This is a genomic window from Frigidibacter oleivorans, from assembly GCF_003993775.1.
Lineage (GTDB): Bacteria > Pseudomonadota > Alphaproteobacteria > Rhodobacterales > Rhodobacteraceae > Frigidibacter > Frigidibacter oleivorans.
On the sequence record NZ_RJRZ01000002.1, the window covers coordinates 63448 to 83145 of the forward strand.

Genomic DNA, 19698 nt, shown 5'->3' on the forward strand with positions numbered 1-19698 from the left:
CCCGAGCGCCGCCCCCAGACCGGCGCGGCGCGGGGAGCAGCGGAACGGACGGGACGGGCAGGCCGGGATGACAGAGGTTTCCATCGTGATCCCGATGAAGAACGAGGCCGGCAACGTCGCCGCGCTGCTGCGCGAGATCGTCGCCGCCTGTTCCCCGGGACCGGATTTCGAGATCCTCGTGGTCGATGACGGTTCGACCGACGGCACGGGCGAGGCGGTGCGCGCCCTGTCGGCGGAAATCCCGGCGCTGCGGCTGTTGCGGCATGAACGGTCCGGCGGACAGTCTGCGGCGGTGCATTCGGGCGTGCTGGCGGCGCGCGGCGCGATCTGCTGCACGCTGGACGGCGACGGGCAGAACCCGCCCGCCGAACTGCCCCGACTGATGGCGCCGCTGCTGGCCGATACCTCGGGCCGGCTGGGGCTGGTCGCGGGTCAGCGCGTGGAACGGCAGGACACCGCGTCGAAAAAGCTGGCCAGCCGCGCCGCGAACCGGCTGCGCGGCTGGATGCTGAAGGACGGCACCCGCGACACCGGCTGCGGGCTGAAGGCGTTTCGCCGGGCGGGCTTCCTCGAACTGCCCTATTTCGACCACATGCACCGCTACCTGCCGGCGCTGTTCCGCCGCGACGGCTGGGACATCGCCCATGTCGATGTCAGCCACCGGGGGCGGATGTCGGGGCGGTCGAACTATTCCAACATCCAGCGGGCGCTGGTCGGGCTTTACGACCTCGTCGGCGTGGCCTGGCTGATCCGGCGGCGCAAGAAGGCGCGCCCGGTCGAACTGCCCCTGCATCCGCGGAGCGAGCCATGAAAGACGCGGTCTTTGCCTTCCTGCATGTCGGGGGATGGCGCGAATTCTGGTGGGTGATGATCGGGCTGGCGGGGCAGCTTCTGTTCACCGCCCGCTTCCTCGTGCAGTGGCTGGCCTCGGAACGGGCGCGGCGGTCGGTGGTGCCGGTGGCCTTCTGGTGGTTTTCCATCGGCGGCGGGCTGATCCTGCTGGCCTATGCGATCTACCGGCGCGATCCGGTCTTCGTGCTGGGGCAGGGTATGGGGCTGTTCATCTACCTGCGTAACCTGTGGCTGATCGAGGCGGAACGGCGTGCGGCCTGACAGCCGCGACTGGCTGGCCCCCGCGCTGGTCGCGGTGGGGGCGCTGACGGCGCTGCGCATCCTCGCGCTGGCGCTGACGCCGATGGACCTGTTCGTCGACGAGGCGCAATACTGGCTGTGGTCCGAGGATCCGGCCTTCGGCTATTACTCGAAGCCGCCGCTCATCGCCTGGGTGATCGGGCTGTCGACTTTCCTGGGCGGGTCGGACGCACCGTTCTGGATCCGGCTGCCGGGGCCCCTGCTGCACATGGCGACGGCGCTGATCCTGGGTGCCGTGGCCGCGCGGCTGTGGAACGGGCGGGCGGCGGTGTTCACCGCGGCGGGCTTCGCCACGCTGCCGATGGTGGCGGTCGCGTCGATCCTGATCTCGACCGATACGGTGATGTTTCCGTTCCTCGCCGCCGCACTCTGGTTCTGGCTGCGCGCGGCGGAACGCCGGGGCATCGCCGCGGCGCTGGCGGCGGGGGCCTGCCTCGGCCTCGCGATCCTCGGGAAATATGCCGGGGTCTATTATCTTGGGGGGGCGGCGCTGGCGGCGCTCGCGGTGCCGGCGATGCGGCTGCGGCCGGCGCAGGCGGGGGCGGCGCTGCTGGCCTGCGGGCTGGTCGTTGCGCCGAACCTGATCTGGAATGCCGCGAACGGCTTCTCGACGCTGAACCACACGCTCGACAATGCCGACTGGGTGCGCGACCCCGGCGCACGCTCGACCGTCGGGCTGATCGACCCGGCGCTGTTCCTGCTGGAACAGTTCGGGGTGTTCGGGCCGGTGCTGTTCGGGGCGCTGGTCGGGCTGACGCTCGCCGCGGTCCGGGGCGCGGCCCGGGCGCCGGTGCCGCTGCTGCTGTGCCTTGCGCTGCCGCCGCTGGCGGTGGTGACGGTGCAGGCCTTCCTCGCCGAGGCCTATGCCAACTGGGCGGCCTCGGCCTATGTCGCAGGCACCGTCGCCGTGGTGCCCTGGCTTCTGGCGCGGGCGCGGGGCTGGCTCGCGGCCTCGTTCCTGATCAACGGCGCAGTCTGCCTTGCCCTGCCCCTGGGCGCGATCTTCGCCGACCGCCTGTCCCTTGGCGGCGATCTTCTCTTCGCGCGCTACCTGGGCCGGGCCGAGATGTCGCGCGCCATCATCGACACCGCCCGGGCCGAGGGGCTGTCGACCGTCACCGCCCGCAACCGCGACATTCTCGCCGACCTGTTCCATACCGGGCGGGACAGCGGCCTCAGCTTTCGCGCCGTGGTCGATGCCGGCCCCGCGCCGCATCACTACGCGCTGAAATTCCCGCTCGATCCCGGCCAACCGGGCGATGTCCTCTATGCCACGACCAGCCCCACCGCACCGCCCTGCGTGGCGGCCGCCCCGCCCCTGCGGCAGATCACCCCGGCCGAAGGGGCCTGGGCCGGCGACCGGGTCACGCTGTGGCGGGTCCCGGCGGGATGCTGGCAGGGCTGAGGGCATGGCCCTCGGCCGGGCTGAGCGTGCCGCCTGGGGCCAGGCTGCGCATCGTCTCTACCAGCGGGGCATAATGCCGCCCCAGCGGATTGGTCCGCCGCCAGATCACCCCGATCGTGCGGCTTGGCCGCGGCGCGGGCAGCCGGGCCACCGCCACCGGCGCGATACGGGTTTCCATCGCGACCGCCATCTGCGGGATCAGCGTCACCCCGATCCCCGCCCCCACCATCTGCACCAGGGTGGACAGCGAACTGCCCTCCATCAGGTTGCGGATCGTCGGCGCGCGGTTGCAGAAGGACAGCGCCTGATCGCGGAAGCAATGCCCCTCTTCCAGCAGCAACAGCCGCATCTCGGGCAGCGCCTCGGGCGGGGGCACCGGCGCATCGGCATCGGCCAGCGGCCGGACCAGCACGAATTCCTCGGCGAACAGCGGCTGTTCCAGCAGCGCGGGTTCCGACACCGGCAGCGCCGTCACCGCCATGTCGAGCCGGCCTTCCAGCAGATCCTCGACCAGCCGCGGGGTCACCGTCTCGCGCGGGCGCAGGTCCAGCGTCGGATGGCTGGCCTGCAGCCGCTGGATCATCCGCGGCAGCAGATAGGGCGCCACGGTCGGAATCATGCCGATTCGCAGCGGCCCGGTCAGCGGGCCGTCGGCGGCGCGGGCGAGCGTCCCCAGCTCGTCGACCGAGCGCAGGATGTCACGCGCCCGTTCGGCGAAGACCTCGCCCAGCCCGGTCAGCCGCACCTGCCGCGCCCCCCGTTCGATCAGCGGCGCGCCGAGGATATCCTCCAGCTCCTTCATCTGCAGGGACAGGGCCGGCTGCGAGATGGCGCAAGCCTCGGCCGCGCGGCCGAAATGCAGCTGCTGCGACAGCGCGTCGAAATAGCGAAGGTGGCGCATGGTGATGGCACTCATAAGCGCACCATATGGGGGCAATTTGAAAATGAAAATTCTAATTATCCTGCGACTCTGCTAGAACCCGCGTCGAACCGGCGGAGTCCGGGCGTGGTGACACGGGACCGTCACCTTCGCCTGCCACCGGATGACAAGCGACACAGCCAGACATGGAGCCGAAGATGGACGGGAACGAGATGAAGCCGGCCGGGGGTTGCCCGGTCATGCATGGCGCGAACACGGCGTCGGGCAGTTCGGTGATGGCCTGGTGGCCGAACGCGCTGAACCTCGACATCCTGCATCAGCACGATACCAAGACCAATCCGCTGACGGGCTTCAACTACCGCGAGGAAGTGCAGAAGCTCGACTTCCAGGCGCTGAAGGCCGACCTGCGCGCGCTGATGACCGACAGCCAGGCCTGGTGGCCGGCCGACTGGGGCAGCTATGTGGGCATGATGGCCCGCGTCACCTGGCATGCGGCCGGGTCCTACCGCGCCACCGACGGGCGCGGCGGCGGCAATACCGGCAACCAGCGCTTCGCGCCGCTGAACAGCTGGCCGGACAACGTCAACACCGACAAGGGCCGCCGCCTGCTGTGGCCGATCAAGAAGAAATACGGCAACCGGATCAGCTGGGCCGACCTGCTGATGCTGGCCGGGACCGTGGCCTATGAGGAAGCCGGGCTGAAGACCTTCGGCTTCGCCTTCGGCCGCGAGGACATCTGGCACCCCGAGAAGGACACCTACTGGGGCGACGAGAAGGAATGGCTGGCGCCGTCCGACAACCGCTATGGCGATGTCGCCAAGCCCGAGACGCTGGAAAATCCGCTGGCCGCCGTGCAGATGGGCCTGATCTACGTCAACCCCGAAGGCGTGAACGGCCAGCCCGATCCGGCCGCCACCGCGCGCCAGATGCGCGAAACCTTCGGCCGCATGGGGATGAACGACGAGGAAACCGTCGCCCTGACCGCGGGCGGCCACACCATCGGCAAGTGCCACGGCAATGGCAGCGCGGCGGACCTGACCGGCGATCCCGAAGCCTCGGATCTGGAATATCAGGGTCTGGGCTGGTTCAACGCCAAGGGCCGCGGCATCGGCCGCGATCAGGTGGTCAGCGGCCTGGAAGGCGCCTGGACCAGCGAGCCTACGAAATGGGACAACGGCTATTTCGCGATGCTGTTCGGCCATGAGTGGGAACTTCGCAAGTCGCCCGCCGGCGCATGGCAGTGGGAACCGGTGGCGATCGCCGAGGCCGACCGCCCCGTCGATGTCGAGGATCCCTCGATCCGCCACAACCCGATGATGACCGATGCCGACATGGCGCTGAAGGTCGATCCCGTCTATCGCGAGATCGCGCTGCGGTTCCGGGACGACCAGGAGGCGCTGTCCGATGCCTTCGCCCGCGCCTGGTTCAAGCTGACCCACCGCGACATGGGGCCGAAGACCCGCTACCTCGGCCCCTGGGTGCCGCAGGAAGATCTGCTGTGGCAGGACCCGATCCCGGCGGGCCGCACCGACTATGACGTGGCCGCGGTCAAGGCCCGCATTGCCGCCAGCGGCCTGAGCATCGCCGACATGGTGTCGACGGCCTGGGACAGCGCCCGTACCTTCCGCGGGTCGGACAACCGCGGCGGCGCGAACGGCGCGCGCATCCGGCTGGCCCCGCAGAAGGACTGGGTCGCGAACGAGCCCGAACGGCTGGCCCGCGTTCTGGGGGTGCTGGAACTGATCGCCGCGGAAACCGGCGCCAGCATCGCCGACGTGATCGTGCTGGCCGGCAATGTCGGGGTCGAGCAGGCGGCACGGGCCGCGGGCTTCGACCTCGACCTGCCCTTCGCGCCGGGCCGTGGCGACGCGACCGCCGAGATGACCGATGCGGAAGGTTTCGAGGTGCTGGAGCCGGTGGCGGATGCGTTCCGCAACTTCCTGTCGAAGGACTATGTCGTCCAGCCCGAGGAACTGCTGCTGGACCGGGCGCAGCTGATGGGCCTGACCGCGGCCGAGATGACGGTGCTGGTGGGCGGGATGCGCGCGATGGGCACCAATTTCGGCGGCACGGCGCATGGCGTCTTCACCGCCCGGCCCGGTGCCCTGACGAACGACTTCTTCGTCACGCTCACCGACATGGCCTACAAGTGGGAGCCGACGGGGCGGAACAGCTACAACATCGTCGACCGCACGAGCGGCGCGACGGCCTACACCGCTACCCGCGCCGATCTGGTCTTCGGCTCGAACTCGATCCTGCGCGCCTATGCCGAGGTCTACGCCCAAGACGACAACGCGGGCAAGTTCGTGCAGGACTTCGCCGCCGCCTGGACCAAGGTGATGAACGCGGACCGCTTCGACCTGGCCTGAGGCCGGTCACGGCAGAACCGACGCGGCGGGCCCCCGGGCCCGCCGTTCTCATTTGCGGCGGGCCGTGCCCTCGCCCGTTCGCCGGGCCGCAGCCGGTGCGGACCTATTCGCCGCCGCCGGCCGGTGCGGGCTTGCCGGCCTCGGCGACCAGCGCGGCGAGGCGGAAGAAGCCGTGCACCATCTTGGAAAAGGGCATCAGCAGGAACAGCACCATGACGGTGGCCAGATGCACGGCCAGCAGCGGGCCGACCAGCGCGGTACCGCTGGCCCCGTACAGCGCCAGCCCGGTGGCGGCGATGGCGCCCAGAAGCAGGATGAAGGCCATCTCTCCGCCCCACACCCGCACGGCACCGAGCGCGGCGGTCGCCCGCAGTTTCAGCCAGACCAGACCGGCGGTGCCCGCCAGCATCATCACGCCCCCCGGCACCCCCAGGATCTTGGGCGGCGACAGCAGCGGATAGGGTGCCTCCCAGCCGAAGCCGTAATGCAGCACCGTGCCGCTGGCGGTGGAGGCGAAGCACAGCAGGAAGCCGTACATCATCAGCTGGTGAAAGACCCGGCGGCGGTCGCTGAAGCGGTCGCCCTCCTCGAAGTTGCAGCCCTCGCCATGACCGCCGGACAGGTTCTTCATCCGGGCGGCGCTGTCGAAGGCGCGCAGCACATGCGACAGGCGGACCCGCCCGCCCCCGACCTCGCGCCAGTAGTCGCGCAGCGACAGCCCGATCAGCGCCAGCGGCAGCAGGAAGGCCGGCACGAAGATCGCGACCAGCGTGTTATGCGCCAGATAGGCGTAGAAGCCCGCGCCCGTCTCGGGGCGCAGGGCCGCCAGCGCCCAGAAGAACGCGGCCAGCGCCACGACCAGCGCCCCGGCCATGGCGACGCCATGGGTCTGGAACAGCCGCGCCAGCGCCTGCGGGCGGGCCAGCCGTTCCCAGCTGTCCACCCGCACCTCGGCCAGCGCGGCGGGGATGTTCAGCGCGAATTCATGCGGCGCGGTATACTGGCAGGCGTAATAGCAGCCGCGGCAGTTGTGGCAGAGATTGGCAAGCTGCGTCAGGTCGCCGTCGGCGAAGGCCCGTTCCCGCGTCATCGCCGGGAAGACGGCGCAGAACCCCTCGCAATAGCGGCAGGCATTGCAGATCTCGATCTGGCGGCGCGCCTCTTCGGTGGCCGACAGTTGCGGGGGTGTCAGGTCAAGCGACATGCGCGGCGGCCTCCTTGCCTGCGATGCGTCCGAAGACGGTGCCGATGGTCATGCCGAAGCCGGCCAGATAGCCCTGCCCCAGAATGGAGCCGGCCATGATCTCGCCCGCGGCCCAGAGGTTGCGGATCGGTCCGGCGGCGGTATGGACCTGCGCGCGGGCATCCACCTTCAGCCCCAGATAGGTGAAGGTCACGCCGGGGCGCAGCTGATAGCCGTAGAAGGGCGGGGTATCGAGCGGCCGGGCCCAGTTGGTCTTGGCGATCTCCAGCCCCTCGGTCCGCAGCCCGTCCAGCTCGGTCGGGTGGAAGGGACCGGGACGGCAGGCGGCGTTGAACCCGTCCACCGTCCGGCGCACCGCCTGCGGGTCGAGGTTCATCTGCGCGGCCAGCCCCTCGATCGTGTCGGCCTTCACCGGCGGAAAGACCGAGGGCATGAACAGATCGATGGATTTCGCGTCGATCAGCGCATAACCCACCTGATCGGGCTGGGCCGCCACCAGACGGCCCCAGATGGCATAGCGTTTGGGCCAGACATCCTCGCCCTCGTCGTAGAAGCGGTCGCCGTTCCGGTTCACCACGATGGAGAACGGCACGCAATCCAGCCGGGTGACGATGCCGCCGTCGTATTTCGGGGCGCGGCCGTCGATGGCGACCGCGTGGCATTGCGTCGGGTCGCCGACCGAGTCCGCGCCCTGATCCAGCATGTCGCGCAGCACCACGCCGCGGTTGTAGGGCGTGCCGCGGATCAGGAAATTCCGCGCCGCCGGACCCCAGGCCCGGGCCAGCCAGTCCAGATCGGCCTGAAACCCGCCCGAGGCCAGCACGAAGGCGCGGGCCTGCACCGTCACCGGGTGGCCGGCGATCTCGGCCTCCGCCCAGGCGATGCGGTCGCCGTCCAGATGCACATGGCTGACCTGCGCGTCATAGGCGATCTTCACGCCCAGATCGGCGGCGGTGTTGTAATAGGCATTCACCAGCGCCTTGCCGCCGCCCAGGAAGAAGGCATTGGTCCGGCTGAGGCTGAGCGTGCCGGACAGCGACGGCTGGAACCGCACGCCATGGGCCTGCATCCAGGGCAGGCATTCTTCCGACGAGCGGATCGCCAGCCGGGCCAGCCCCTCGTCGGTCTTGCCCTTGGTGACCAGCATCAGGTCGTGCAGATATTCCTCTTCCTCATAGGCGCCGGTCAGCGGGAACATCGGGCCGCGATGCATGCAGCGGAAGTTGCGGGTGTGCCGGCTGTTGCCGCCGCGATAGGGCGCGGGCGCGCCTTCCAGCACCAGCACGCTGGCCCCGGCTTCGGCGGCGGTGATCGCGGCACACAGCGCGGCATTGCCGCCGCCCACAACCGCCAGGTCAAAGGTTTCGGGCCAGTCCTTCACAGATCGTCCTCCGGTGAAACTTCGCGGCCGCGCATCCCGCGCAGGCGGGCCGACAGCGCGGCATCGACATGCAGGCGCATCGCCGCCTCGGCCGCCTGCCCGTCCCGCGCCTGCAGCGCCACCAGCACCGCGCGGTGCTCCTCGACGGCCGAGACGGCGCGTTCGGCTTCGGTCAGCGTGCTGGGGCCAAGGATCAGCAGCGTCTTCTGCAGCGCGCTCATCGACTTGACGAGAAAGCGGTTGCGGGCCGCCTCGAGCAGGGTGCGGTGAAACTGCCGGTTCAGTTCACGCGCCTGCGGCCCCGGGTCAGAGGCGGCGAGCGCGTCGTTCAGCGCGGCCAGTTCGGCCAGTTCGACATCCGAGGCCGCCCGCGCCGCCAGCCGGCCCGCGGTGCCTTCCAGAACCGACCGCATCTCGTACAGTTCCACCACCTCGGCATGGTCGAGGTTGCGGATGGTGGCGCCCTGCCGGGCCATATGGACGACCAGTCCGTCCGCTTCCAGCTGGCGGATCGCCTCGCGCACGGGGGTGCGGCTGATGCCCAGCCGTTCGGCCAGTTCGGTTTCGCGCAGCCGCGCGCCGGGGGTCAGCGCGCCGTTGCGGATTTCCTCCAGCAGGCGCCGGTAGGCCCCCTGACCTTGCGGAATTTCACTGTCGTCGGCCATCGGATCGACTCGCTTGCGGCTGGTGTGTCCGACGGTATACATATGGATACATGTTCAGGCAAGGAGATCGTCATGCCGGATCAGATGGTGCGTCGCGCCGGGACATTCGCGCTGGCGCTCGCGGGGGCCGGGCTGTTCCATGCCCTCGGCCTGCCCCTGCCGTTCCTGTTCGGGCCGATGACGCTGTGCCTGCTGGCGGCGCTGGCGGGGGCGCCGCTGAAGGGGATGGGCCTGCTGTCCACGCTAGCACGCACCGTCCTCGGCGCGGGGATCGGCGCCTCGATCACGCCCGAGGTGGTGCACCGCATTCCGCAGATGGCAGGCAGCGTGGCGCTGGTGCCGCTGTATGTGGTGCTGATCGGGCTGGTGGGCTTTCCCTTCTTCCGCCGGCTGGGGTTCGATCCCGTGACGGCATGGTATGCGGCCATGCCCGGCGGGCTGCAGGACATGGTGGCCTTCGGGCAGGAGGCGGGGGCGGATGTCCGCGCGCTGGCGCTGATCCATGCCACCCGCGTGCTGATCATCGTGACGCTGGCGCCGCTGATCCTGACCGGGCTCTACGACGCGGACCTGACCGGGGCCGTGGGCGCCGCCGCCCGCGATCTTCCGGCCGGCGAGCTGGCGCTGCTGGCCGCGGCGGCGGTGCTGGGCTGGAAGGTGGCGGAATGGCTGGGCCTGTTCGGCGCCACGATCCTCGGCCCGATGATCCTGACCGCGGCCCTGTCGCTGGCCGGGCTGATCCATACCCGCCCCCCGGCCGAGGCCATTCTGGCCGCGCAGCTGTTCATCGGGCTGGGGATCGGGGTGCAGTATGTGGGCGTGACGCTGCGGGAACTGCGCAGTTACGTGCTGTCGGGGCTGGCCTTCGTGGTGCTGCTGGCGGTGCTGGCCGCCCTGTTCACCGAGATCGTTACCCTGACCGGGCTGGCCCGCCCGGTCGAGGGGTTCCTGTCCTTCGCGCCCGGCGGGCAGGCGGAGATGACGGTGCTGGCGCTGGTCGCGGGCGCGGATCTGGGCTTCGTGATCCTTCACCATCTGACGCGGATGGTGGTGGTCATTCTGGGCGCCCCGGTCGCCGCGCGGCTGGCCGGGGCGGTGCGCGAAAAGCCGGGCGCTACGCCCGGGCCGCCAGAACCTCGGGATTGATCATGTGGGTCGGCGCGCCGGCCGCATAGGCGTTGACCTGATCGAAGATGTCGCTGAACTGCAGGTCGAACTCGTCCTCGGTCACATAGCCGATATGGGGCGTGGGCAGCACGTTCGGATGCACCAGCAGCGGATGGCGCGTGTCGCGCAAGGGTTCTTCGTCGAAGACGTCCACGGCGGCATGGATGCGTCCCCGGGCGATTTCCGCCTCCAGCACCCCCGGCGCGATCAGGCCCGACCGCGACGTGTTCACCAGCAGGCTGCGCGGGCGCATCGCGGCAAGATCGGCGGCGGTGATGATGCCCTTCGTGTCCGGCTTCAGCCGCACATGCAGGCTGACGATGTCCGAGGTCGCGAAGAACGCCTCGCGGCTGTCGGGGACGGTCTTGCCATCGGCCGCCGCGCGGGCGCGACCCGCCTCGGACGCCCACCACTGCACCCGCATGCCAAGCGCCTCGGCATAGCCCTCGACCGCCCGGGCGATCCGGCCATAGCCGTAAAGGCCCAGCACCCGCCCCCGCAGCGTGCGGCCGACCCCCATCTGCCAGTCGCCCTGCCGAAGGCTGGCAACCTGCTGCGGGATCTGGCGCAGGCTGGCCAGCATCAGCGTCAGGGTCAGTTCGGCGGCGGCATAGGACGGCGTGTCCGCATGCATGTTGGAACACAGCAGCACCCCGTTGCGGGTGCAGGCGGGCACATCGACATGCGGATAGACGCTGCGTTGGCTGATCAGGCGCAGGTTGGGCAGGCGGTCCAGCAGGTCGGCACCGATGCGGGTGCGTTCGCGGAACAGCACCAGCGCCTCGGCCTCCCCGAGCCGTTCGGCCAGACGGGCCGGGTCGGGTTCGTGATCCGTCCAGACCGTCACGTCATGCCCGGCGAGCCGCCCGAAACAGGGCAGCCCCCGCAGCGTGTCGAACCAGTCGTCGAGGATGTGGACCTTCACTTTCCGTCCCACACCGAACCGGGCACCATCACCTCGCCCCGTGCCAGCAGCCGCGCGGTCCGCAGCAGGCCGGCGGATTTCAGGGCGAATCCGCTGTCGCCCATCTCGTAATCCACGGTCACGTCGATGACGCCGCCGGGATGTTCGATCAGCACCAGCGCCGGCGTGCCCTCGGGCCGGGTGAACAGACCCTCGGCCACGGTGCCGGGGGTGAGGACGCAGGAGGCGAGGCATTGCGCCCCGGTCACGGCCATGGTGGGGTGGCAGCTCCACGGCATGAAATAGCGGGCGGCGATGGTGCCGCCGGCGCGCGGTTCGGCCAGCAGGGCGAATTTCGGTGTCACCGATTTCGACACGTCGCCCATGCCCATCCGCCGCCCGGCCTCCTGCCGGATCGGCTCCATCCGGGCATAGAAGTCGCGGTTGGCGTCCAGGTCGGCCGCGGTTTCATGGCCGGTCAGCCCGAAGTCGGCGGCACGGGCGATGGCGATCGGCATCGCCACATCCATGCAGGTGACCTCGATCCCGTCGATGGTGTCGCGCAGCGCGCCCGTGGGCAACAGCGCCCCGGTGACCGAGCCCACGACATCCATGAAGTTCAGATAGATCGGCGCGGCGGTGCCGGGGACGCCGTCGATGGCGGCCTCGCCCTCGTATTCCACCGCGCCGCCGGGGGTGCGGATCACCGCCTCGACCTTGGCGCCGGTGTTGACCGAGCGGATGCGGATGCGCGTCACGTCACCCTGCGGGGCGACCAGCCCCATCTCGACCGCGGCGGGGCCGACGCCGGACAGGATGTTGCCGCAGGTGGGCTTGAAGTCCACCAGCCGGTCCTCGACGCTGACCTGGGCGAAGAAATAGTCGATGTCGCAGTCGGGCGCCTCGGACCGCGACAGCATCGCCACCTTGGTGGTGACGGCCGCGCCGCCGCCGATGCCGTCGATGTTCAGCTTCTGCCCCGACCCGAGCACCGAGACCAGCACGCGGGCCAGCATGTCCTGATCGGCGGGCAGATCCTCGCGCCGGAAATACGGCCCGCGCGAGGTGCCGCCGCGGAAGAAGTGATAGGGAATCGGGGTCTGGGCCATGCGTGCCTCCGTCCGGAACTGGGAAAGGCCCGCGCGGTCAGCGCGGGCCGGATGCGATCAGCGGAAGGGCCAAGGCAGGTCGACGTAGTATTGCAGCAGGCCCGAGGGGAAGTTGAGCGACAATAGCCACGCCGCCAGAATGATTCCACCCACTGCCCAGGCCGTCATGTGCAGGCTTTGCAGCCAGCTGGCCCTGACCCGCAGCCGCATGAAGACCATGAAGAACACCGCCACGCCCAGCACGAAGCCGCCCAGCGTGGACAACAGCACCAGCGCCGCCAGCCAGGCGAGGCCGGACCAGATGCCATAGACGCCGGGCTTGCCGACATGCTCGCCCGTCAGCTCGCTGTCGAAATGCGAATGGTGGCCGGTCTTGCCGAACCACAGTTCCCACAGCAGCACCGCCACCATCACCAGCCCGACGATGGACACCGACAGCGGAAAGACCTTGCCGAGGAAGTCGTGCTGCAGCGCGTCCCAGAAGGCCAGCGCCATGGCCGCCAGCACCAGCGCGGCGAAACCGATCTGCGGCAGATGCGCCTGGAACTGCGGCACGTCGGGGGCCTTGTCGTCGACCGGGCCGAGCTTGCCGTGTTCGTCCACGCGGTTGCGCAGCCCGAAGATCACCGAGGCCAGCGTCAGCAGGCCGATGATGATGACGCCCGGACGGCCGAGGAACGACCAGCCGTTGAACTGCACCGCCTGATACAGGAACGTCTCGGCCTGCGGGGCCAGCACGTAACCGATCAGCAGCGCCGGACGCGACCAGCCGAACCGCTTCATCAGCACGCCCACCACGCCAAGCACCAGCAGCGCCAGCAGGTCGTTGACCGACCGGGTGGACTGGAAGGCCGCGAAGGCGATCATCACCATCAGGAAGGGTGCCATGTACTGGAACGGCACCTTGGTCAGCCCGGCGATCGGACGGGCCAGCGCCACGCAGGCGATCGCCCCGAAGATGTTGGCCAGCGCCAGCGACCAGATCATCGTGTAGGTCAGGTGCAGGTCGGTGGTGACCATCGACGGGCCGGGCTCGATCCCGATCAGGACCATGCAGCCCAGGAACACCGCCATCGCCCCCGATCCGGGAATGCCGAACAGGATGGTCGGCAGCATGGCGCCGCCGGTCATGGCGTTGTTGGCGCTTTCCGGCGCGATCACGCCGCGGATGTCGCCCTTGCCGAATTCCGAGGTGTCCTTGGTGGTCTGCACGGCATGGCCATAGGCGATCCAGTCCACGACCGATCCGCCCAGACCCGGGATCACGCCGACCATGCAGCCCACGGCCGCGCAACGCAGCGACAGGAACCAGTTCGCGGCCCAGTCGCGGATGCCGCGGGTCCAGCCCTTGCCCAGCGGCATCTCGCCCGCGATGGCCTGGTTGGCGCGCATCAGGTCGACGATCTCGGGGATGGCGAAGACGCCCATACCGACCACGACCAGCGGGATGCCGTCGTACAGATACTCGACATCGAAGACCATCCGGAACTCGCCCGTGGCCGGGGCCGCCCCGATCGAGCCGATGACCAGACCGATGCAGCAGGCGCCGATGCCTTTCACGAGGCTGCGCCCCGACAGCACGGCGACCATCGACAGGCCCAGAAGCGCCAGCATGAACAGTTCGGCCGAGCCGAAGGCAAGGATGACCGGCCGCGCGATGAAGACGAAGCCCGTCAGCACCACCGCCCCGAACACCCCGCCGAACATCGACGAGATGAAGGCGGTGGACAGGGCGCGGGCAGCCTCGCCCTTCTTGGCCAGCGGGAAGCCGTCCAGCACGGTGGCCTGACTGGACGATCCGCCCGGAATGCCCAGGAGGATGGAGGAGAAGGTATCCCCCGTGGGCATGATGGCCAGAAGCCCGATCAGCATGGCCAGCGCCGAGACCTGATCCATCCCGTAGATGAAGGGGATCAGCAGCGACAGGCCGGCGATTCCGCCCAGTGCGGGCAGCACGCCGATCATCAGCCCGACGAGCAGCCCGAGGAACATGTACGCCAAGTGCTGCAGGCTCAGAAGCTCGGACAAGGCGAGAACTAGGGTATCGACCACGGAGGACTCTCCCGTGTTGATCGCGGCAACCGCGACAGGTCAGCGAAGACGAAAAGGGGAGGGGCGGACATCCGGTCCCGGAGCCCGCCCCCGTCAGATATCGAGGGGCGCGATCAGTCCTCGCCCAGCTTCACACCGTATTCGGTGGCCAGCGTCTCGGCCACTCGGGTGCGCAGTTCGGGCGCGATGGTCGTGCCGCTTTCGAACAGGGCCTGCGCCAGCGGACCGGTGACCTGCCCGTAGGTGCCCAGCACCGTTTCGGCATTGGCCTGATAGTCCGGGTCGGCCTTCATGTCCTCGAAGGCCTTCTGGTAGGCGGCCACGATCTCGTCCGGGGTGTCCTTGGGCAGGAACACCATCTTCTGCGCGGGGAACCCGGCGGTGAAGAAGGCGAAATAGGCCTCATAGTCCGGGCCCGAGGGCGGGGCGCCGGTCAGCGTCTCGTAAGCCTCGACGAAAGAGGGCAGGTCCGGGAAGGTGGGGTCGCGCACGACCTCGCCGGCCTCGTTCAGGACGCCCCAGCTGAACAGCGGCACGGCCTCGCCGGCATCGACCAGCGGCTGGACGTTCTTCAGATAGGCCGAGGAGGTCTGGTAGTCGATATTGACCTCGCCCCGCTCGAAGGCCAGCCGGCCATCGCCGCGGCCCTTGAAGCCGAAGACGTGCTGCACGTCGAGACCCATCAGCCGGAAGCCCAGCAGCGGCACGAGATCCAGCGAGGTCGCGCCCTGGCTGGCATAGACCAGCTCCTTGTCCTTCAGCATCGCGATGTCCTGCGGACCGGTCAGCCCGAGATCCGGCGTCGTGTAGACCACGCCGCCGGTGGGGCCGGCCATCGCGATCTTCCAGTCCTTGTATTCATAGCGCACCCGCGGGTCGCCCAGCAGGTAGGGGAACTGGGTCGAGCCCGAGGTGCCGAGGATCATCAGCCCGTCGGGCTTGGCCCGCGCGGCGAAGAGGTTGGTCCCCTTGGTGGACCCGCCACCCGGTTCGTTCACCACGATCACCGTCGGCTGGCCCGGCAGATATTTGGACAGCAGCGGCGCGTTGAACCGCGCCCAGGTGTCCGATCCGCCACCCGCCGAGAACGGGATGATCCATTCGATCGTCTCGCCCGAAAAATCGACTTCGGCGGCGGCCGGTCCGGCCAGGCCGAGTGCGACCGCGCAAGCCGCGACACCAAGTGCAAAGCGGCGCGTGAAACCCACTGGTTCAGACATTCTTGTTCCTCCCTCTCTTGTCAGGTGCGCCCCGCAATGGCGTTCGGGCGCGATGCCGTTCTTGATTTCTCCTCCGAAGAACAGCCTGATGCACACCTAAGGGAGAATTCTGTCGGAAACCTGTCTGCCATAAAAGGGCTTTTGATGCGGATCGTTCTGGTGGAAGACAACCCGAGCCTGGCCAAGGGCATTGAAAATGCTTTGAAAGATCAGGGTCATGCCGTGGATCATCTCGAAGACGGCCTCGACGGCGATGCCTTCCTGTCGCGCCAGCGCGCGGATGTGGCCATCGTGGACGTCAACCTTCCGCGGCTGTCGGGCCTGGAAATCATCCGGCGGGCACGGGCGCGGCGCGACACCATCCCCATCCTGATTCTGACCGCACGGGGCAAGACGTCGGAACGGGTCGAGGGGCTGGATGCCGGAGCGGACGACTACCTCGTGAAACCCTTCGACATGGAAGAACTCGTCGCCCGCCTGCGCGCCCTCGCGCGCCGCCGCCCGGAAGTGGCCCTCTCGCGCGAGCCGGTGGGACAGCTGGTCTATGACCGGGAACAGCGCAGCGTCTGGCATGGCGAGCGTAGCCTGAACCTGCCCCGGCGCGAACTGGCGCTGTTCGAGGTGCTGCTGGAGAACCGGGGCCGGCTGATCGAGAAGGACCGGATCGCCGACGCGCTGTACGGCACCGGCGCGCCGGTAGAGCCGAACGCGGTGGAACTGCTGGTGTCCCGCTTGCGGCGCAAGATCGACGGGTCCGGCGTCACCATCCGCACCGCCCGCGGCCTTGGCTACATGCTGGACGAAGGATGATGCGGTGGCACCTGTCGCTGCGGGCGCGACTGTTCCTGCTGCTGATCCTGCCGCTGATCCTGGTGGCGGCGGTCGCGTCCTCCGCCCGCTACCTGTCGGCGAACAGGCTGTCGCAGGAACTGTACGACAACACCCTGCTGGCCGTGGCGCTGACCATCTCGCGCGATGTGGTGATCTCGGAAGGCGACATCCTGACCGAAACGCTGCTGGAAGACCTCACCGCTGCGCTGGGCGATCCGGTCTATTACCGGATCACCGGGCCGGACGGCAGCTTCGTCACCGGCTATTCCGACCCGCCCGATCCGCCGGAGGGGATGGTGCAGGACAGCGCCTCGCCGATGTTCTACGACAGCGTGTCGCTGGGCCAGACGGTCCGCGCCGTCACCCTGCGCGAGTTCATCGGCGAGCCGCGGTTCGGCGGCTGGGTCACGGTCGAGGTCTGGCAGACCACCACGCAGCGCCGCGCCCTGTCACGGGAACTGGTCGCGCAGTCCATCATGCTGCTGGGGTCGGTGATCGTCACCGCCGCGCTGGTCCTGTGGTTTGCCATCCAGCTGGGCCTGAAGCCGCTGCTGGAACTGCGCGAGGCCATCGGCCAGCGCAGCGCCGACGACCTGCGCCCGATCCGCCGCTGGGTGCCGCCCGAACTGCGCCCGCTGGTGCGCACGCTGAATTCGCTGTTCGACCGGCTGTCGCGGGCCATCGCGCTGCGCGACGGCTTCATCTCGGACGCGGCGCATCAGATGCGCAATCCGGTGGCCGCGATCCAGAGCCTGGCCGAGGCCGCGATCAGCGCTCCCGACGAGGCCGAACTGCGGTCGCGCGTGCAGGACGTGGCGGAAAGCGCGCGGCACACCAGCCGGCTGACCTCGCAACTGCTGTCGCTGGAACGGGTGCGCGGCCGCAGCCTCAGGCTGCTGGCCAAGCCGCTGGATCTGGTGGCGCTGGTGCGGAACAAGGTCCGCCCCTTCGCGGAAACCCAGCTGCGGCGCGGTGTCGATGTGGGCTTCTCGGTCACCGGCACGCCGGAGCCGGTAGCCTGCGATCCGGTCCTGATCGAGGAACTGGTGACCAATATCCTCGACAATGCGGCGAAATACGCGCTGCGCCCCGGCGGCCAGATGGATGCCGTGGTGTCCTTCGAGCCCGATGTCGTCCGCCTGCGGTTCAGCGACGACGGCCCCGGCATCCCCGAGGATCTGCGCGAGCGGATCTTCGACCGCTTCTTCCGCATCGACACGGATCATGCCTCGGGATGCGGCCTTGGCCTCGCGATCGTGCATGACGTGGCACAGGGCCATGGCGGCACCGTGCGCTGCCTGTCGAACGAGAAGGGCTCGACCTTCGAGGTGGTGCTGCCCCGGACGATCCCGGACGACGTGGCGGCCTAGCTGGTCCTCGGCGGCGGCTGCGAAGGGGTCGAGGGGCGCCGGGCTCAGCGCGGCCGGGCGCCCAGCGCGTTGGAGATGTCGCCGGTCAGGGCCAGCAGCCTGTGCACCAGCTGCGGATCCGGCGGCGTGGTGATGTGCTGCACGCTGCCGATCAGGCCGATGCTGCCGACAAGCCGCTGTTCATAGTTGAAGATCGGCGCCGCGATCGCGTTCACGCCAAGCAGGCTTTCCTCGGGCGCGGCCGCATAACCGAGACGCCGGACCTCGGCAATCTCGGCGGCCAGACGGGCGGGATCGGTCACGCTGCGGGTGGTGATCGCCGGTAGCGGTGCCGCCAGGGCCCGCGACAGCGCGTCCGCGGGACCGAAGGCGAGGTAGATCTTGCCCTGGGCGGAGGCGTGCAACGTCAGTTCGCTTCCGGCGCGCACGCCGATCTCGATCTGATGGTTGCTCGGGACCGTGGCCACCACATAGGCCGACCGCGGGCTGGGGGTGCTGAGCACGACCGCCAGCCCCAGTTCGTTGCGGGCCGCCTGCATCAGCGGCAGCGCGATGGCCGCCACATCATCCAGATCGGGCGCATTGCGCGCCAGAAGCCAGGTCTTCGGACCCAGACGATAGCGCGACGTCGCCGGATCCTGCGCGACGAAGCCGCGGTCGATCAGGGTCTGCAGATGCTTGAACACAGCGCTCTTGGCGATTCCCACCGCCTGCGCGATCTGCGTCACCCCCGCACCCTGCGCCTCGAACGCAACAAATTCGAGGATCTGCAGGCAGATGTCCGCTGCCTTAACCCCTTCGCTGACCGTCATATTCCCTGCCACTTGTCGTTCTGATCCGCCTGCGGCGCCACGGTCGCCCGCATCACCGCATTGACAATTTCTAGCACATCCCGATTATGGAGAACAGTGTTCTCTACAGGAGAACGCATCTCTGGGAGGAGTATCCATGACCCGTCTTCTGGCACTGTCGGCGCTGCTGCTCGGCTCGACCGCCGTCCACGCCTTCGCCGAACCCGTCACCCTGCGCCTCGGCCATGCCGTCTTCGAGGCACACCCGAACCACGATACGGCGGTCCGCTTCAAGGAAGCCGTCGAGCGCCTGACGAATGGCGAGGTCAAGATCGAGATCTTTCCCGCCCGCCAGCTGGGTGACGTGAAAGAGCTGATGGAGGGCGTCCAGCTCGGCACCGTCGACATGACCGTCAACGCCTCTTCCGCCTTTGCGACGCTCGAGCCTTCGGTCGATGCCTTCCAGCTGCCCGGCGTGATCCCGAGCTATGAAGGATTCGCGCAACTCGCCGTCTCGGAACCGGCGCGCGAGATCATGGACACGCTGGAAAAGCACGGAATGATCGCGCTCGGCCTCTATGAGGGCGGCCAGCGCCACTTTCTGACGGTGGGCGAGCCGGTCACCGCGATGGAGGGTTTCAAGGGCCTGAAGACCCGCGTGGCCCCGGTGAAGCTGTTCCTCGATGTCTGGTCCGCGCTCGGCACCAATCCGACGCCGATGGCCTATGGTGAGGTCTACTCCGCCCTGGAAACCGGCACGCTCGATGCCGTCGAGATCAACCTGACCTCGATCGAATCCGAAAAGTTCTACGAGGTCGCCAAGGGCGTCACCCTGACCGGCCACTATTTCTGGCCGAGCTTCCTGCTGGTCAACAAGGATGTGTTCGACGGCCTGACGCCCGAGCAGCAGGCCGCGATCAAGGAGGCCGCGGTGGAGATCACCGAACCGCAGGTGATGGCCGTCAAGGCGCTGGACGAGAAGGTCGTGGCGCATCTCGAAGAGCTGAACATCCCGGTGATTACCCCCGACGCGGCCTTTGCCGCCGCCTTCGACGATGCCGTGGCCCCGGTCGTCGCGACCTACCGCGACGCAGACCCGCTGATCGGCGCCTTCGTCGATGCGGCCGAAGCGCTGCCGCGCACGAACTGACCCAACACCGGCGGGGTCCGCCCCGCCCGACGCTTTATCGGGAGGAGA

The 19698-nt window shown here is 68.9% G+C and carries 17 protein-coding genes; 8 read left to right on the forward strand and 9 right to left on the reverse strand.

Going from position 1 to position 19698, the window contains the following annotated elements:
* The first annotated feature begins 67 nt into the window (after positions 1 to 67).
* Genes EEY80_RS03360 through EEY80_RS03370 form a run of 3 tightly spaced genes read left to right on the forward strand, consistent with a single transcriptional unit; the run spans position 68 to position 2557 of the window.
* On the forward strand, positions 68 to 811 hold the full coding sequence (locus EEY80_RS03360) for a glycosyltransferase family 2 protein (protein ID WP_126975165.1): 744 nt from the start codon (positions 68 to 70) through the stop codon (positions 809 to 811).
* The gene (locus tag EEY80_RS03365; RefSeq protein WP_126975166.1) at positions 808 to 1113 is read left to right on the forward strand and encodes a lipid-A-disaccharide synthase N-terminal domain-containing protein; all 306 of its coding nucleotides are present in this window, start codon (positions 808 to 810) and stop codon (positions 1111 to 1113) included. The genes EEY80_RS03360 and EEY80_RS03365 overlap by 4 nt, the downstream gene beginning before the upstream one ends.
* The gene (locus EEY80_RS03370; protein ID WP_126975167.1) at positions 1103 to 2557 is read left to right on the forward strand and encodes an ArnT family glycosyltransferase; all 1455 of its coding nucleotides are present in this window, start codon (positions 1103 to 1105) and stop codon (positions 2555 to 2557) included. The genes EEY80_RS03365 and EEY80_RS03370 overlap by 11 nt, the downstream gene beginning before the upstream one ends.
* Here EEY80_RS03370 and EEY80_RS03375 read toward each other — a convergent pair.
* Complete coding sequence (locus EEY80_RS03375; protein ID WP_126975168.1) at positions 2517 to 3473, reverse strand: hydrogen peroxide-inducible genes activator; 957 nt, start codon at positions 3471 to 3473, stop codon at positions 2517 to 2519. The two genes, EEY80_RS03370 and EEY80_RS03375, sit on opposite strands and share 41 nt — an antisense overlap.
* Positions 3474 to 3634: 161 nt before the next feature.
* On the opposite strand from EEY80_RS03375, the gene katG reads away from it, so the two are divergent.
* Positions 3635 to 5806 carry a catalase/peroxidase HPI gene (katG, locus tag EEY80_RS03380; protein ID WP_164738120.1) on the forward strand — a complete coding sequence of 724 codons (2172 nt, stop codon included), beginning with the start codon at positions 3635 to 3637 and terminating at the stop codon, positions 5804 to 5806.
* A 103-nt stretch (positions 5807 to 5909) separates the two neighbouring features.
* Here the strand turns inward: katG and tcuB are convergent, their stop codons facing one another.
* From tcuB to EEY80_RS03395, 3 genes are read right to left on the reverse strand one after another with little or no spacing between them, the layout of a single operon-like run.
* Complete coding sequence (tcuB, locus tag EEY80_RS03385) at positions 5910 to 7010, reverse strand: tricarballylate utilization 4Fe-4S protein TcuB (RefSeq protein WP_126975169.1); 1101 nt, start codon at positions 7008 to 7010, stop codon at positions 5910 to 5912.
* The gene (gene tcuA / locus EEY80_RS03390) at positions 7000 to 8391 is read right to left on the reverse strand and encodes an FAD-dependent tricarballylate dehydrogenase TcuA (protein WP_126975170.1); all 1392 of its coding nucleotides are present in this window, start codon (positions 8389 to 8391) and stop codon (positions 7000 to 7002) included. The genes tcuB and tcuA overlap by 11 nt, the downstream gene beginning before the upstream one ends.
* Entirely contained in the window at positions 8388 to 9056 is a 669-nt protein-coding gene (locus EEY80_RS03395; RefSeq protein WP_126975171.1) for a GntR family transcriptional regulator, read from the reverse strand. The genes tcuA and EEY80_RS03395 overlap by 4 nt, the downstream gene beginning before the upstream one ends.
* A gap of 72 nt (positions 9057 to 9128) precedes the next feature.
* Here EEY80_RS03395 and EEY80_RS03400 point away from each other — a divergent pair, with 72 nt between their 5' ends.
* Entirely contained in the window at positions 9129 to 10202 is a 1074-nt protein-coding gene (locus tag EEY80_RS03400) for an AbrB family transcriptional regulator (protein WP_126975172.1), read from the forward strand.
* On the opposite strand, the gene EEY80_RS03405 is transcribed toward EEY80_RS03400, so the two are convergent.
* The 4 genes from EEY80_RS03405 to EEY80_RS03420 form a co-directional block, all read right to left on the reverse strand.
* Positions 10171 to 11148 (reverse strand): D-2-hydroxyacid dehydrogenase family protein, encoded by a 978-nt coding sequence (locus EEY80_RS03405; RefSeq protein WP_126975173.1) that lies wholly within the window; start codon positions 11146 to 11148, stop codon positions 10171 to 10173. The genes EEY80_RS03400 and EEY80_RS03405 overlap by 32 nt on opposite strands.
* Complete coding sequence (locus tag EEY80_RS03410) at positions 11145 to 12236, reverse strand: 4-oxalomesaconate tautomerase (protein WP_126975174.1); 1092 nt, start codon at positions 12234 to 12236, stop codon at positions 11145 to 11147. Before EEY80_RS03410 ends, EEY80_RS03405 begins: the two co-directional genes overlap by 4 nt.
* Before the next feature lie 57 nt (positions 12237 to 12293).
* Positions 12294 to 14288 (reverse strand): tripartite tricarboxylate transporter permease, encoded by a 1995-nt coding sequence (locus EEY80_RS03415; RefSeq protein ID WP_126975175.1) that lies wholly within the window; start codon positions 14286 to 14288, stop codon positions 12294 to 12296.
* Between the two features lie 113 nt (positions 14289 to 14401).
* Entirely contained in the window at positions 14402 to 15508 is a 1107-nt protein-coding gene (locus tag EEY80_RS03420) for a tripartite tricarboxylate transporter substrate-binding protein (protein WP_126975176.1), read from the reverse strand.
* A 36-nt stretch (positions 15509 to 15544) separates the two neighbouring features.
* Here EEY80_RS03420 and EEY80_RS03425 point away from each other — a divergent pair, with 36 nt between their 5' ends.
* Both EEY80_RS03425 and EEY80_RS03430 read left to right on the forward strand, forming a co-directional pair.
* Positions 15545 to 16318, forward strand: coding sequence for a response regulator transcription factor (locus EEY80_RS03425; protein WP_328590490.1), 774 nt, complete (start codon positions 15545 to 15547; stop codon positions 16316 to 16318).
* Positions 16315 to 17709, forward strand: a complete 1395-nt coding sequence (locus EEY80_RS03430; RefSeq protein ID WP_126975177.1) for a sensor histidine kinase — start codon at positions 16315 to 16317, stop codon at positions 17707 to 17709. The genes EEY80_RS03425 and EEY80_RS03430 overlap by 4 nt, the downstream gene beginning before the upstream one ends.
* A 44-nt stretch (positions 17710 to 17753) precedes the next feature.
* Here EEY80_RS03430 and EEY80_RS03435 read toward each other — a convergent pair whose 3' ends face one another.
* On the reverse strand, positions 17754 to 18521 hold the full coding sequence (locus tag EEY80_RS03435) for an IclR family transcriptional regulator (protein WP_126975178.1): 768 nt from the start codon (positions 18519 to 18521) through the stop codon (positions 17754 to 17756).
* A 136-nt stretch (positions 18522 to 18657) separates the two neighbouring features.
* Between EEY80_RS03435 and EEY80_RS03440 the strand changes: the two genes are divergently transcribed.
* Positions 18658 to 19650, forward strand: coding sequence for a TRAP transporter substrate-binding protein (locus EEY80_RS03440; protein ID WP_126975179.1), 993 nt, complete (start codon positions 18658 to 18660; stop codon positions 19648 to 19650).
* The last annotated feature ends 48 nt before the right edge of the window (positions 19651 to 19698 follow it).